Here is a 13325-nt window from a genome sequence, read left to right as displayed (position 1 = left end):
CCTGCAGTGCACCCGGCAGCCGGGCAGTTGACGCAAGTCGGCTGTAAGTGAGACCTTGCCGAGAGGCAAGGTGTATCTGCTCCAAACGCGAACCCACTGCCTCCCGGCCGTGGGTTTTGTCGTTTTGGGAGAAGTGAAAATGGGTGAATGGTGGATGTGGACCGGTTTCTTCAGCATAGTGCTGGTCCTGTTGTGGATTGATATCCGCTTTGTCGGTGGCGGCAAGGCGCACAAGGTGTCGCTGAAAGAGGCGGGCATCTGGTCTCTCATCTGGGTCAGCGTGGCGCTCCTGTTCAACCTGGCCATCTGGCTCTGGCTGGATCACAGTGCCGGGCGCGAAATCGCGAACCAGAAGGGGCTGGAGTTTCTCACCGGCTACCTCATCGAAAAGGCACTGGCGGTGGACAACGTCTTCGTCTGGCTGATGCTGTTCGGCTACTTTGCCATTCCGGCGGAGCTGCAGCGCCGGGTCCTGCTCTACGGGGTGCTGGGGGCCATCGTGATGCGCGCCGGCATGGTGTTCGCGGGCAGCTGGCTCATCGAGCAGTTCCACTGGATCCTCTACCTGTTCGGGGCCTTCCTGCTGCTGACCGGTGCCAAGATGCTGTGGGCGGCCGACAAGGAGCCGGATCTCGAGAACAATGCCCTGCTCGGCTGGATGCGTCGTCGCTTCAAGGTGACCGAGACGCTGGAGGGGGAGAAGTTCTTCGTCTGGCGTGACGGTGTGCGCTACGCGACCCCACTGCTGCTCATCCTGGTGCTGGTGGAGGTGAGCGACCTCATCTTCGCGGTGGACAGTATCCCGGCCATCTTCGCGGTGACCACGGATCCCTTCATCGTGCTCACCTCCAACATCTTCGCCATCATGGGGCTGCGCGCCATGTACTTCCTGCTGGCCGGGGTGGCCGATCGCTTCGCCCTGCTCAAATACGGCCTGGCGCTGATCCTGATGTTCATCGGGGTCAAGATGTTGCTGCTCGATATCTTCAAGATACCGACCGGCATCGCCCTTGGCGTGGTGGCGCTGATCCTGCTGGCCTCCATGGGGCTGAGTCTGCTGATGACCCGCAAAAAGGCGGCGTGAACGGTGCAATAAAAAGGGCTCCCTCGGGAGCCCTTTTTCATGTCAGCAATTTGCTTAGCGCTTGATCTTCTTGGGGTTGGTGTAGCCCCAGACGGTGTACATGTCCGCCAAGAGGGCACCGTTGTACTCCTCCAGATCGGATTGTTTCACTTCAGCATCACCCTGGCGTCCGAACAGGACCACCTCGTCACCGGGTTTGATCCCCTTGATGTCGGTGACGTCCACCATGGTGGTGTTCATGGAAGTCTTGCCCACGACGGGAGCCTTCTGGCCATGGATCAGCACATAGGCCTTGTTGCTCATGGCGCGGCGGTAGCCGTCGGAGTAGCCCATCGGCAGGTTGGCCAGCAGGGAGTCGCGCTTGAGGGTGAAGGTGCGGTCATAGCCGACGGTGTTGCCCGCCGGGTAGTGGTTGACGGAGGCGACCTGGGTCTTGAACGCCATCACCTTCTTGTACTCGGTGTAGGAGGGAATGGTGTCGCCATAGATGATGCCGCCCGGGCGCACCATGTCAAAGTAGGCTTCCGGTACTTCCAGGGTGGCGAAGGAGTTGGCGGCGTGGATGGTGAGCTTGCTGCGATCCAGCTTGCCGGCGTCGATGAGCCACTGGTAGTCCAGCTTGAACTGGGCCAGCCCCAGCTTGACGTCCTCTTTCTCCTCCACCGGGAAGTGGGTCATGATGCCGACCGGGGTGATCCCCTTGAGCTTGAGCATGGCCAGGGCATCGGCCTTGGCATCGTCCTGGCGCAGATCGATGCCGTTGCGGCTCATGCCGGCGGAGTTCAGGCCGATGTGCACCGGGATGTTGGTGTGATGGCGCTGGGCGATGTCGGCGATCCCCTTGGCGCTCTCCAGGCTGCCGATGAGCTCTTCCAGCTTGTAGGGCAGGGCCTGCTCCACTTCATCCGGGGTGGCGGCACGCACCCGCATCAGGCGACCTTCGAAGCCCTTCTCTCGGGCAACACGTGCTTCTTCGTTGCTGGCGATGCCGATGCAGGGGATGGCTGCCTTGACCACGGAAGGGACCAGCAGGTCGATGCCGTGACCGTAGGCGTCCGCCTTCATGATGGCGCAGATCTGCGGGCCCTTGTCACCGAGGCGATTCTTCAGGGTCTGGATGTTGTGCTCGAAGGCACCGAGATCCACTTCCAGCCAGGCGTTGGCGGCGGTCTGTTCCTGACCGTTGCGGTGGTCGTCGGCGAGCGGCAGGTAGGGGGCGGCGACCGCCTGGCCGGCCAGCAGGCCAAAGATCAGGGTCGCGAGCAGTGTTTTCTTGTGCATGGGGCAAGTCCTTTCTTATTGTCTTGAGTTGAGGCTGGGCTCATCGCTGAGGCGAGCTGCGGCAGGTCTGGTCATGGCATGTTGCTATGCTAATGATATATTTCACTTTTTAACCAGATGCCGACTCTGGGAGTGTATCTCAACGGCGTCAATCGTGGCACGTGTTGCAGGAAGAAAATATGAAGCTGACGTTGCGGATTCCACCGCTGCTGCTGTTCGTCGTCATCGTGCTCGCCATGTGGCTGGGGCTGGGCGAGGGGAGGGCGGCGCCCCTGTGGCTGGTGCTGGTCGCCACGCTGTGGCTGGCGGGAGCCCTGTTGGGGGGCGGTGCGCTTTTGCATTTCTGGCAGCAGCGCACCACTGTGCACCCCCAGCGGCTGGAGAGCAGCCGGGTGCTGGTGACCCGGGGCGTCTATCGCATCAGCCGCAATCCCATGTACCTGGGGCTGCTCTGCTGGACCCTGGCGCTGGCGTGCTATCTGGGAGGCATGGCAGTGTGGCTCGGGCCGCTGCTGCTCTGGGGCTGGCTTACCTGCTTCCAGATCCTGGCGGAGGAGCAGGCGCTGCGGCGACAATTCGGCGATGCCTATGACGACTATTGCCGACAGGTCAGGCGCTGGTGCTGAGGCGCGGCGTGCCCATCAGGCATATGACAACGGCCCGCAGAAGCGGGCCGTTGTCATGGGTGTCAGGGGGGATCACGCCTTGGCGGTGTCCACCTCGCCGAGGGGGGCGGTCTCACCCAGGCTGTCTTCGCTCTTGGCCACCACGCTCGCGGCGATGGCGTTGCCCAGCACGTTGGTGGCGGAGCGCCCCATGTCGAGGAAGTGGTCGATACCGAGCAGCAGCAAGATGCCCGCTTCCGGGATGTGGAACTGGTTGAGGGTGGCGGCAATCACCACCAGGGAGGCGCGGGGCACCCCGGCCATTCCCTTGGAAGTAACCATCAGCAGCAGCAGCATGGTGATCTGCTGGGCCGTGGAGAGCTCGATGCCATAGGCCTGGGCGATGAACATCACCGCGAAGGTGCAGTACATCATGGAGCCGTCCAGGTTGAAGGAGTAGCCCATGGGGAGCACGAAGCTGGCGATGCGCTTGTCACAGCCAAATTTCTCCAGCCTGTCCAGGGTCTTGGGGTAGGCGGCCTCGGAGCTGGCGGTGGAGAAGGCCAGCAGGATGGGTTCGCGAATGAGGGTGAGCAGAGTCAGGATGCGGCGGCGGATGAAGAGGCTGCCCATGGCGATGAGCAGCAGCCAGAGGCAGCCGAGCGCCAGATAGAACTGGGCCATGAAGGTGCCATAGGTTGCTAGGATGCCGAGCCCCTCCTTGGCGACCATGGCGGCGATGGCGCCAAACACCGCGAACGGGGCGAAGTTCATCACGTAGCCGGTCACCTTGAGCATGATCTCGGCGCCGCTGGCCATCAGCTTGACCACGGGCTTGGCGTCGTCCCCCAGGGCGGCGGCGGCCAGCCCGAAGAAGAGGGAGAAGACCACGATCTGCAGGATCTCGTTGGTGGCCATCGCTTCGACCACGCTTTTCGGGATGGCGTGGGTCACGAAATCCTTGAGGGAGATGGCGGTGGCAACCACGCCTGAGCTGGTGCCGTCATCGGGCAGGGAGAGGGAGAGCCCCACCCCAGGTTGCATCAGGTGGACCATGACCAGCCCCAGGGTCAGGGACATCAGGGAGGCGAGCATGAACCAGCCCAGGGTCTTGACGCCGATGCGGCCCACGGTGCGGGTGTCGCCCATCTTGGCGATACCGACCACGAGCGTGGTGAACACCAGGGGGGCGATGATCATCTTGATGAGGCGCAGGAAGATGTCGGTCAGCAGGGTAATGTCATCGGCAAAGCCTGCGGCCTGTGCGGGCGCGAGCAGGCGATAACCCTGCCCGGTCACGATGCCAAGCAACATCGCAATGAGGATGGCAACGGTCAACTTGTTCATTTTCATGGGGGAGTTCCGGTTTCGATAGGTGCAATGCCTGTGCAGGCGGCGAGGGACCGCCTCAGTCCTTTTTTGTGATCCGGGCGGTGGAATCCAGACAGCCGGTGTGCTGGAGCATGCCTAATCGCGAAGGGGAAATCCAGTGACTTGTTTCGGAGTTTTGTGTTGTTGTTAGCTGCATTTGATATGCATCTTGTGATTTATTTGTATTAATCGCTGTTTATTTTAATTTTTGCGAGATAAACGGCTTCCATGCTCTGCGCGTCCCGGGGGCTGGCCTCCAGGGTGAAGACGAGCAGGGCCGAGGTGCGGTGTTCCACCTGCATGTCGTCCATGAAGGTGTCTGGCTCGTACTCGTCGAACCCGAATTGGGGGCGGGTCGGGGTGACCCTGACGGCATCCCGCGACAGGGTCAGCGTCTCGACCTGAATCCAGGGGTATCCCTTTGCCTGTGCCACCTCACCGGCCCGCTTGAGCACGTATTTGCGCGCCGTTTCCCTGTCCACCAGATCGTTGCCCACAAACTCCAGTTGCCAGCGGGCCGGGCCAAGCTGGGTCTGTGAAAAACCGGTCTGGCCATTCCAGAACGATTTTTCACTGTCATAGGCGGTGGCGCAGCCCGCTAGCTGGCCGACCAGCAGGGCGCTGAGGGCAAGGGTGCAGAAAGTACGAAGGGAAGACAACATGATGCGGGCCGCTTGGCAAAGGGGGTTTTACTACAGCACAAAGGGATCGGAGAGACAATCGCGGCGGAAGACCATAAAAGAAAAGGCCTTGTCGTCTGACAAGGCCTTTCTCGGGGAATTTGGTCGGTGTGAGAGGATTCGAACCTCCGACCCTCTACACCCCATGCAGATGCGCTACCTGGCTGCGCTACACACCGACGGAGTCAGCTCGGCTGACGGGGAGGGAGTTTATGGAGATGCCCCGACCCTGTCAACAGGGGAAATTCAGGTTCGAGATCGTTTGCCTGCTTTGCGAGCAACTTCGGATCAAAGTGCGACCAGTGGTGCATTTTGTCGGCACCTCATCGTTGTCTTGCAGGAAAAACGGCCACCCGGAGGTGGCCGTTTGGCGTGATGCTCTCAAGCCGAGATCAGCGGTTGAAGGTCAAGCGCTTGCCCAATACCTTGTCGGTGACCTGACCGTTCACCAGGGTCATCTCAAGCAGGGCGCGCTGGAAGCGGTCATCATCCAGGTCAGCGGTTGAAGGTGAGTCGCTTGCCCAATACCTTGTCGGTGACTTGGCCGTTCTGCCAGGCAATCTGGCCGTTCACCAGGGTCATCTCGATGGTGCTCTGGAAGCGGTAGCCGTTGAACGGGGACCAGCCGCACAGGTAGAGCAGGTTGCTGTCGGTGACTACGTAGGGCTTGCCGAGATCCAGCAGCACCAGGTCGGCGAAGTAGCCTTCCCGGATGTAGCCGCGATCCTGCACCTGGAAGCGTTCGGCCACCGCGTGGGAGGTCTTCTTGACGATGGTTTCCAGGCTGAAGACCCCGTTGTGGTAGAGCTCCAGCAGCGCCTGCAGGGAGTGCTGCACCAGGGGCACGCCGGACGGCGCCTTGAAGTAGCTGTTCTGCTTCTCTTCCCAGGTGTGGGGGGCGTGGTCGGTGGCGATGATGTCGAGCACGTCGTTGCGTACCGCATCCAGCAGGGCGTGCTGGTCGGCTGCGCTCTTCACCGCCGGGTTGCACTTGATCTGGCTGCCCAGGGTGTCGTAGTCCGCCTCGTTGAAGAAGAGGTGGTGGACGCACACTTCGGCGGTGATGTTCTTGTCCTTGAGATCCTTCAGATCCGGGGTGGCGGTAAAGAGTGAGAGCTCTTTCGCCGTGGTCAGGTGCAGCACGTGCAGCTTGGCGCCGTACTGCTTGGCCAGGGAGACCGCCATGCTGGAGGATTTGTAGCAGGCGTCCGCGCTGCGGATGCGGCCGTGCTCGCGCATGGGCACGTCTTCGCCCCACTTGGCGCGAGCTTCGTCTTCCAGCACCTTGATGGACGGGGTGTCCTCGCAGTGGGTGACGATCATCACCGGGCTCTCGCGGAAGATGGCTGCCAGGGTCTCCTGGTTGTCCACCAGCATGTTGCCGGTGGAGGCCCCCATGAAGATCTTGATACCGCAGGACTGCTTGGGATCGAGTTTCTTGATCTCTTCCAGGTTGTCGTTGGTGGCACCCAGGTAGAAGCTGTAGTTGGCGGCGGCGGAGTTGGCGGCGATCTGGTATTTGGCTTCGAGGGCGTCGATGGTGGTGGTCTGGGGATTGACGTTGGGCATTTCCATGAAGCTGGTGGTGCCACCGGCCACGGCGGCCCGGGATTCACTGGCGATGGTTCCCTTGTGGGTCAGGCCGGGCTCCCGGAAGTGGACCTGATCATCGATCATCCCGGGGATGAGATGACGGCCCGTTGCATCGATCACCACGGCATCGGGGGCACTGATGTCCGGGGCGACGCGGGCGATCCGCTCACCCTCGATCAGGACGTCGGAGGCATAGATGCGGCCTTCGTTGACCAGGGTGGCATTCTTGATAAGCAATTTGTTCATGGGGGGTTCCAGTTCCTTTGCCGATAATCCGGGGTCATAATATCGCAAACTGCACTTTCTCTGTAGCAAGGCCTGAGTAATGAAGTTATTTGTTAGAGATTTGACTGTGATCGATTCCAGCTATTTATGCGAGCGCCGCGGCATGGTGGGCGAGAGCTGGCTGGTGGACATCGAGATGAGTGGCGAGCTCAACGAGATGAGCATGCTGCTGGACTTCGGTCGGGTGAAGAAACTCATCAAGTCGATCATCGATGAAGAGGTGGATCACAAGCTGCTGGTGCCGACGGAATGTCCCCTGGTCCATGTCCACGCGCTGGAGAACGACGAGAGCACCGTGGATCTGCTGCGTCCGGGTCGCGCCATCCACCTGCGCTGCCCGGCCCAGGGTTTTGCCTTCATTCCCGCCCCCCAGGTGGATAAGGAGTCGGTGACCCGCTATCTGCTGGGGGTACTGGCCAAGCGTCTGCCCGGCAACATCAAGGATCTCTCCCTGACGTTGCGCCAGGAGCGCATCGAGGGCGCCTTCTACCACTACAGCCACGGCCTCAAGAAGCACGACGGCAACTGCCAGCGCATCGCCCACGGCCACCGTTCTCCCGTCGAGATCCTGGTGGACGGGGAGCGTGACGAGGAGCTGGAGTTCAACTGGGCCGAGCGCTGGGCCGACATCTACCTGGGCACCGAAGAGGACAGGGTGGCCCTTGGCGAACTCGCCCTGAGCGAGCGGGCCGAGGCGTCACTGAAAGAAGGGGACGCTCACTACATCGGCTTCAAGTACGTGGCGCCCCAGGGGCTGTTCCAGCTCGCCATGCCGGCGGCGGAGGTGGAGATGATCGACACCGACACCACCATCGAGTTGCTGGCCCACTACATCGCCCGAGAGGTGAAGAAGCAGGTAGGGGACAAGTTCGTCAAGATTGTCGCCTATGAAGGGGTCGGCAAGGGCGCCATCGCCTACGCCTGATCCAGGTTCTTCGCTGCCATGAAAAGGCCCCGCCAATGCGGGGCCTTGTCGTATCGGGTCGTGGCCATCAGGCACTGAGGCGGAAGCGCTGGACCAGCCCCTCCTGCTGCTCGGCAAGGGAGTCGAGCTGCTGGCTGGTCTCGGCGACCCGCTCTATGCCCTGATAGTTGAGATCCGAGATGTCGGAGATGCGGTTGAGGTTGGTGGCGATGTCGGCGCTGGTGGCCTGCTGCTGCTCGGCGGCGGAGGCTATCTGGCTGGACATGTCGCTGATGAGCACCACTATGCCCTGCACCTCTTCCATGGCGTTGTTGGCCTGGGAGCTCTGATCCACGCAGCTGTCCATCTCGCGGGAGCACTCCTGCATCACGTTGACTGCCCGGGCGACGCCTTGCTGCAGGTTCTCGATCATGGTCTGGATTTCGCTGGTGGACTGGGCGGTGCGGCCAGCCAGGTTGCGCACCTCGTCGGCCACCACCGCAAACCCGCGTCCCTGCTCGCCGGCACGGGCCGCCTCGATGGCGGCGTTGAGGGCCAGCAGGTTGGTCTGCTCGGCGATGCCGCGGATGACGTCGAGGATGTTGCCAATCTGGCCGCTCATGGCGCTCACGTCGCCAATCACCTTGCCGGTCTGCTGCAGCTTGCCCGCCAGCTGGTGGGTGGTGGTGATGTTGCCTGCCATCACCTTGCGCCCCATCTCGGAGGCTTTCTCCACATCCTGCACCCGCTCCAGGGTCTGGTTGGCGGCCTGGGCCACCTCCCGCACCGAGGCCTCCATCTGGGTCATGGCGGCGGCGACCGAGGCGGTCTCCTGACGCTGTTTCTCCAGATCCGCCCGCACCGATTCGGTGGTGTGGCGGTTGTCGTGGGCGGCGCTGTTGAGCTGGGTCGAAGCCTGGGAGAGCTGCTTGAGCACATCCCCCATCTGGTGGATCAACAGGTTGATCTGGCTGGCGAGCTGGCCGAATTCGTTCTGGCTCTTGAAGCCGACGCGCTGGGTCATGTCACCCTGGGTCACCTCGGTCAGCACCCGCAGCAGCTCTTTCAAGGGGCGGCGGATGGCCTTGCCCAGGGTGAAGGCCACCAGGATGGCGACGAAGATGGCGATGGCGATGCTGATCCCCTGGGTCAGGGTACTCTGGGTCTGCACCCGATCGGAGGCCTGGATGCTGGCGTTCATCAGCTGCTGGCTCTGGGCGGTGATCCCCTCCAGCTTGTTCTGGATGCTGAGGATGAGCTGGCTCGCCTGCTTGCTCTGCTCGCGCATGGCCTGCTGCTGCTTCATCAGGGCCAGGTATTGGGAGAGCACGCCGTCATTGCCCGTGGTGTCACGCACGAAGCCATGGACGTAGTGGCCCATGTTGTTGTCGAAATCCTTGAGCTCTCCCTGGAGATCCTTGATGGTGCTGTTGAAGCCCTCGATCTGCATCTTGTTGCGCTTGAGCGCCGCCTCGATGGGGGCGGGGATGCTCTGGTTGAGGGCATCCATGGTGGAGAGCTCGATGGCGGAGAGCTTGGTGGTCAGGGTCTCGGAGAGCATCTTGATAAAGCTGTCGTCGATGGTGACCATCATGTCCCCCAGGTTCTTCTTGAACTGGGGCAGGCTGACCTGGAATTGGCCCTTGGCCTGATTGACCTTGTGCAGCCGGGTGAGCAGGGCCTCGTGTTCGCCGGGCAGGGTCTGGGTCAGTTGCAGGTAGTCATCCACCAGCTTGACGAGGGCAGTCATGTCCGCCTGCAACTGGGGATGAACCGCCACCTGCTGCTTGAGGCTGGCGACCATCTTGTCGACCTGGCCCTTGGCCTGTTGCAACTCGGCCACTTCCGCCGGCAGTTGCTTGAGATCCTGCTCGGTCAGCACGTCGGTGAGCCATTTGTTGGCACTGAGCAGGCTTATCTGGGTCTGGCTGCTGGCGAGTACCAGCGGCATGGACTCCTGGGTCACCTGATCCAGGGCGCCGCTGAGTTCGCTCTGGCCGCGAAAGGTCAGTACCGCACTGGCGACCATGACGGTGACCAGGATGGCAAAGCCCAGATAGACTCTCTGTAGGATCGAGAGGTCTGACATTGTTTGTTTCATTATTGTCCCGCTGTCTGTGCAAAAGTCCCTTGCCTGAGTACCCCGTCCCTTTGATACCCTGCATGCCCCGAAGGGGATGCCGTTGTGGTTCGCGGGACGTCTCCTCGCTATCGGTATTCTTCACAATAACTGAAGCGATTGGGACAACGGCTGTGCCAAATGTCGGCTTGTGTCACACTTGGCGCGTTGCGGCGGCCTGTTTGGGAGCCGCTTGAGCTTTGTATTGAATTTTCTTTTTCCTATAAAGGAGTTACCCATGGCGCAAGAAACCATTTTCAGCAAAATCATCCGCAAGGAGATCCCCGCCGACATCCTTTATCAAGACGATCTGGTGACCGCGTTTCGCGACATCCAGCCCAAAGCCAAGACCCATATCCTGATTATTCCCAACGTGCTCATCCCCACCGTCAACGACGTGGAGCCGGATCACGAGCTGGCGCTGGGCCGGATGTTCACCGTGGCCCGCAAGCTCGCCAGCGACGCGGGCATCGCCGAGGACGGCTACCGCCTCATCATGAATTGCAACCGCCACGGCGGGCAGGAGGTCTATCACATCCACCTGCACCTGGTCGGTGGCCAGCCCCTGGGACCCCTGCTGAGCCTGTGATGCGCCTCGTCCCGTCGACCGGCCTGCTGTTGGCCGGTCTGCTGCTGGGAGGCTGTGCCTCCCAGTGGAAAGACATGTTCGTCTCCTACTCGGATCAGATGGTGCCTCTGCGCAACCAGCTGCTGCTGGGCCATGCCGCCGAAGCCCTGCCCGAGGTGCGCGAATCGACCCCGGGGGACGACACCTTCGTGCTCGACCAGCTGGAGAAGGGGCGCATCGCCTGGCTGGCGGGTCAGGACGGCCCCAGCAAGCAGGCCTTTGCCGCCGCCGACAGCCGGCTTGCGTGGGAAGACAATCAGGCCGAGTACCGCCTGAGCCAGGGACTGGCCCAGGCGGGCAGCCTGCTCACCAACGATCAGACCCTGGCTTACCAGGCGCCCGATTACGAGCGCACCATGCTGCACCACTATCTGGCGCTCAACTACTTGCAGCGCGGGGATGCCGACGGCGCCCTGGTAGAGGTGCGCCGTGCCAACCAGGTGCAGGAGCAGGCCCTTAAACGGCGGGCCGACGAGGTGCGCAAGGCCGCGCAGGAGGGGGAGCAGGAGGACGAAGCCGGGGAGATGCGCCAGCTGATGTCGCGCGGCGCCCCCGAGCTCGATCGTCTGATAGGCCAGGTGAAAAACGGTTTCCAGAACGCCTACACCTTCTATTTCTCCGGCGTGCTCTACGAGGCGGCCGGGGATCTCAACGACGCCTGGGTCGATTACCAGCGCGGCTACCAGATAGCGCCGGACAACCAGAGCCTGCAGGATGCCCTGCTGCGCCTGGCCCGGCTTCGCGGCTCTCCCGAGGAGCTCAAGGAGACCGAGCAACGGATGGGCCGCAAGGCGCCGCCCTTGGCCAAGGATCAGGGCCAGCTGGTGGTGCTGTTTGAAGATGGCCTGATCCCGGCGCGCCGGGAGCTCTTCCTGCCGCTGCCCATCTCCACCTCCAGCGGCGATTTTCGTACCTTTACCGTGGCGGTGCCCTATTACGACAATCGGGCCAGCGACGGCGCCCCGCTCACCCTGTCGGTGGGCAAGGGGGTGGCGCAGACCAGCGAGCTGGTGAGGCTGGAGGCGCTGGCGGCCAAGGATCTGCAGGAGCGGCTGCCCGGCATGCTGACCCGGCAGGCCCTGCGGCTGGTGGCCAAGGAGCAGGTACGGCGCACCGCCGCCAAGGAGGGGGGGGATGTGGGCAACATCCTGGTGGGGATCTTCAACACCCTCTCGGAGCGGGCGGATACCCGCAGCTGGCTGACGCTGCCCGCCAAGGCCTCGAGCTGGCAGGGGATGGTCCCGGCCGGGAACGTCACCCTGACCCTGGGGGCGGGCAGCGCCATGCGTACCCTGCCACTCAGCGTCCACGCCGGGCGCACCACCCTGGTGTGGGTACAGCGCCTGGGGAGCGGGCTCACGACCCGGGTGATGCCCCTCTAGGGGGAACCGGATATGGCAACTCAGATGAATGACCGGTCAGGCCGACGGCCACCGGCAAGGAGAGCAAGATGAAAGCACAAGGGTTGGCCCTGGGCCTGGTTCTGCTGCTGACGGGCTGTGCCACCAATACTTCCGGCGTGGCGCTCTATGGCGCGGCCGGTGCGGCGGCGGTGGCCGAGCAGCATCAAAACGTCAACGTCACCCTGACCGAACTCAGCCGGCGCCAGCAGAACGGCCTGTTGCAGGTCAACGTGGCGGCGGCCAGCACCCAGCGTGGTGACAATACGCTGCAATATCTCTTCTACTGGTATGACGACGCGGGGCAGGAGGTGGCCAGCGATGGCCGCGGCTGGACCCCCCTCAAGCTGCATGGCTACCAGACCCGCACCCTGTCCGCCCTGGCGCCGAGCCCGGCTGCACGGGGTTATCGGATTTACGTTCGCGAAGTGATGGAGGAATCCTACTGATGAAAATGAATCATGCCCTGCTGATCCTGACCGGCGCCCTGCTGCTGGGCGGCTGCTCCAGCACCACCGTCAGCTATGGCGATCCCACCGAGACCGAGACGGTGACCGTCGATTACGGCTCCTCCGACTTGCAGGCCATTGCCGACAAGATGGCGGATTCCATGCTGGCGTCCCCGGCCACCAGCGAGATCACCGCCGGGGGCCGCCCGGTGATGTTCATGGACTCCATCCGCAACAAGACCTCGGAGCACATCGACACCGAGGCCATCACCGACACTATCCGCACCAAGCTGCTGCGCTCGGGCAAGTTCCGCTTCGTGGACATGAGCAAGGTGGCGGCGGTCAAGCAGCAGCTCGAATACCAGCAGGGCAGCGGCATGGTGGATCCCGCCACCATGGTGCGGCTCGGCAAGCAGACCGGTGCCCGCTACATGGTCTATGGCAACCTCGCCAGCATCGTCAAGGACAACGGCAAGGTGAAGGACGTCTACTACCAGATGACCATGAACCTGATGGATGTGGAGAACGGCGAACTGCTGTGGGCCGATCAGAAAGAGATCCGCAAACAGGCCAAGAAGTCCACCTTTGGCTGGTGAGGACCCGCGGGGGCAGGGGGATCTGGCGGAGCTGGCGCTCCTCGCCAGCCTGCCGGCGCCCTGGGATCAGGGGCGCCTTGAGCCGCTTGGCCAGGGCCTGACCAACGGCAACTACCGGCTCTGCCTCCCCACTGGCGAGCAGGCCTTCCTGCGCCGCGGTCATCCGGATCCGGTGCGCCTTGGCATCGACCGGGCCACCGAGTGGCAGCTCTACCAGGGGGCGGTGGGGCAGGGGCTGGCGTTGCCCTGTCATCACGGCGATCCCGCCACCGGCCTGATGCTGCTGGCGTGGTGCGACGAACCCAACTGGGCCGAGCAGGCGCCGCCTCT

Annotated in this window: 13 protein-coding genes, 1 tRNA gene and 1 pseudogene; 9 read left to right on the top strand and 6 right to left on the bottom strand. The window is 62.7% G+C overall.

What is annotated here, in order from left to right:
* Positions 1-139: 139 nt before the first annotated feature.
* Positions 140-1084: a TerC family protein gene (locus AACR77_RS17915; protein ID WP_029314355.1), complete on the top strand. Its 945-nt coding sequence runs from the start codon at positions 140-142 to the stop codon at positions 1082-1084.
* 54 nt (positions 1085-1138) lie between these two features.
* On the opposite strand, the gene alr is transcribed toward AACR77_RS17915, so the two are convergent.
* A complete protein-coding gene (gene alr / locus AACR77_RS17910) occupies positions 1139-2365 on the bottom strand; it encodes an alanine racemase (RefSeq protein ID WP_042883144.1) in 1227 nt (408 codons plus the stop codon).
* A 179-nt stretch (positions 2366-2544) separates the two neighbouring features.
* Here alr and AACR77_RS17905 point away from each other — a divergent pair, with 179 nt between their 5' ends.
* Positions 2545-2991, top strand: coding sequence for a methyltransferase family protein (locus tag AACR77_RS17905; protein WP_042883142.1), 447 nt, complete (start codon positions 2545-2547; stop codon positions 2989-2991).
* A 72-nt stretch (positions 2992-3063) separates the two neighbouring features.
* On the opposite strand, the gene AACR77_RS17900 is transcribed toward AACR77_RS17905, so the two are convergent.
* From AACR77_RS17900 to AACR77_RS17890, 3 genes are all read right to left on the bottom strand, one after another.
* Positions 3064-4323, bottom strand: a complete 1260-nt coding sequence (locus tag AACR77_RS17900) for a dicarboxylate/amino acid:cation symporter (protein ID WP_042883140.1) — start codon at positions 4321-4323, stop codon at positions 3064-3066.
* A 203-nt stretch (positions 4324-4526) separates the two neighbouring features.
* Entirely contained in the window at positions 4527-5003 is a 477-nt protein-coding gene (locus tag AACR77_RS17895; RefSeq protein ID WP_042883138.1) for a CC0125/CC1285 family lipoprotein, read from the bottom strand.
* 120 nt (positions 5004-5123) lie between these two features.
* A tRNA-Pro gene (locus AACR77_RS17890) sits at positions 5124-5200 on the bottom strand.
* 33 nt (positions 5201-5233) lie between these two features.
* On the opposite strand from AACR77_RS17890, the gene AACR77_RS17885 reads away from it, so the two are divergent.
* A complete protein-coding gene (locus AACR77_RS17885) occupies positions 5234-5527 on the top strand; it encodes a hypothetical protein (protein ID WP_081999491.1) in 294 nt (97 codons plus the stop codon).
* Here AACR77_RS17885 and AACR77_RS17880 read toward each other — a convergent pair.
* Complete coding sequence (locus tag AACR77_RS17880) at positions 5517-6860, bottom strand: dihydroorotase (protein ID WP_039038976.1); 1344 nt, start codon at positions 6858-6860, stop codon at positions 5517-5519. The two genes, AACR77_RS17885 and AACR77_RS17880, sit on opposite strands and share 11 nt — an antisense overlap.
* A 79-nt stretch (positions 6861-6939) precedes the next feature.
* Between AACR77_RS17880 and AACR77_RS17875 the strand changes: the two genes are divergently transcribed.
* A complete protein-coding gene (locus tag AACR77_RS17875) occupies positions 6940-7824 on the top strand; it encodes a 6-carboxytetrahydropterin synthase (protein WP_042883132.1) in 885 nt (294 codons plus the stop codon).
* Positions 7825-7891: 67 nt separating this feature from the next.
* Here AACR77_RS17875 and AACR77_RS17870 read toward each other — a convergent pair whose 3' ends face one another.
* On the bottom strand, positions 7892-9904 hold the full coding sequence (locus tag AACR77_RS17870) for a methyl-accepting chemotaxis protein (RefSeq protein ID WP_042883130.1): 2013 nt from the start codon (positions 9902-9904) through the stop codon (positions 7892-7894).
* 256 nt (positions 9905-10160) lie between these two features.
* Here AACR77_RS17870 and hinT point away from each other — a divergent pair, with 256 nt between their 5' ends.
* The 5 genes and pseudogenes from hinT to AACR77_RS17845 all read left to right on the top strand — a co-directional run.
* Positions 10161-10511, top strand: a complete 351-nt coding sequence (gene hinT, locus AACR77_RS17865) for a purine nucleoside phosphoramidase (protein WP_042883127.1) — start codon at positions 10161-10163, stop codon at positions 10509-10511.
* On the top strand, positions 10511-11932 hold the full coding sequence (locus tag AACR77_RS17860) for a COG3014 family protein (protein ID WP_042883124.1): 1422 nt from the start codon (positions 10511-10513) through the stop codon (positions 11930-11932). Before hinT ends, AACR77_RS17860 begins: the two co-directional genes overlap by 1 nt.
* Positions 11933-12000: 68 nt before the next feature.
* Positions 12001-12399, top strand: coding sequence for a YcfL family protein (locus tag AACR77_RS17855; RefSeq protein WP_010674345.1), 399 nt, complete (start codon positions 12001-12003; stop codon positions 12397-12399).
* Positions 12399-12995 (top strand): penicillin-binding protein activator LpoB, encoded by a 597-nt coding sequence (gene lpoB / locus AACR77_RS17850; RefSeq protein ID WP_010674346.1) that lies wholly within the window; start codon positions 12399-12401, stop codon positions 12993-12995. The genes AACR77_RS17855 and lpoB overlap by 1 nt, the downstream gene beginning before the upstream one ends.
* Positions 12985-13325, top strand: a pseudogene (locus AACR77_RS17845) (hypothetical protein); the annotation flags it as partial. The gene lpoB and the pseudogene AACR77_RS17845, both read left to right, overlap by 11 nt.

The sequence above is a fragment of the Aeromonas sp. ZOR0002 genome, from assembly GCF_963866995.1.
GTDB classification, from domain to species: Bacteria; Pseudomonadota; Gammaproteobacteria; order Enterobacterales; family Aeromonadaceae; genus Aeromonas; species Aeromonas caviae.
This window is presented reverse-complemented; position numbering and strand designations above follow the sequence as displayed.